Below are 714 nucleotides of genomic sequence, written 5' to 3' on the forward strand. Positions count from 1 at the left end.
CGGCGGTCGCGGGAACGACGGTGTTGACCAGGACCTTCGTGGCCGGGCGCTGTCCGGCCGCCTCCAGGTCGTCGAAGAGGCTGCTGAGTTCCAGCGGGCGCCGGACCTTGCTGTGCACGACCTGGGTGCCGACACCCCGGCCGCACGAGCAGGCCCTTGTCGACGAGCGAATGGATGGCCTGGCGGACGGTTGGCCGGGAGAGGCCGAGCCGCGCTGCCAGCTGCCGCCGTGCGCCCAGACCAGCAGCCCCGCGGGAGGACGGGCCGCCGGCCGATGGACCCGGGCCGGTACGGGCGGCGAGCCGGGCAGGACGAGCCCGCACCAGGACGTCGCCCGCCGACCGAAGCCGGAGATCTCGAGGGCGGGGCCGGCGGCGCGCCGGCCGGGCAGGAAGAGCGCCGCGAGGAGTACGCCGAGCAGGACGAGGGCGGCGTTGACCGCGATCGCGACGGTGACGCCGTGCAGGACGGCCGCGCCGGTCGCGACGCCGGCCGTCGCGGCGGTGACGATCGCGGACATGATCGGGGTGCCCATGGTGATGCCGATCTGCTGGGACATCGAGGCCAGCCCGGTGGCCAGGCCCTGCTCGCGGTCGGGCAGGCCGGTGGTGGCGGTGACCATGAAGCCGACGATGACCAGCATGTTCCCCACGCCGCCCAGGAAGGTGGCGGGCAGCAGCAACCCCATCGAGGCCGAGGTGTCGCCGAGGAGCA

Annotated in this window: 1 protein-coding gene and 1 pseudogene; one reads left to right on the plus strand and one right to left on the minus strand. The window is 74.6% G+C overall.

Translation table 11 applies throughout. The features are described 5' to 3' along the window. Positions 1-323, minus strand: a pseudogene (locus DMH01_RS42395) (GntR family transcriptional regulator); the annotation flags it as partial. Positions 324-434: 111 nt separating this feature from the next. On the opposite strand from DMH01_RS42395, the gene DMH01_RS43470 reads away from it, so the two are divergent. Next, positions 435-714, plus strand: a 280-nt coding sequence (locus DMH01_RS43470) for a hypothetical protein (RefSeq protein WP_233621888.1), incomplete at its 3' end; no start/stop codon positions are given.

It is taken from the genome of Amycolatopsis sp. WAC 04182, from assembly GCF_003947465.1.
Classification (GTDB): domain Bacteria; phylum Actinomycetota; class Actinomycetes; order Mycobacteriales; family Pseudonocardiaceae; genus Amycolatopsis.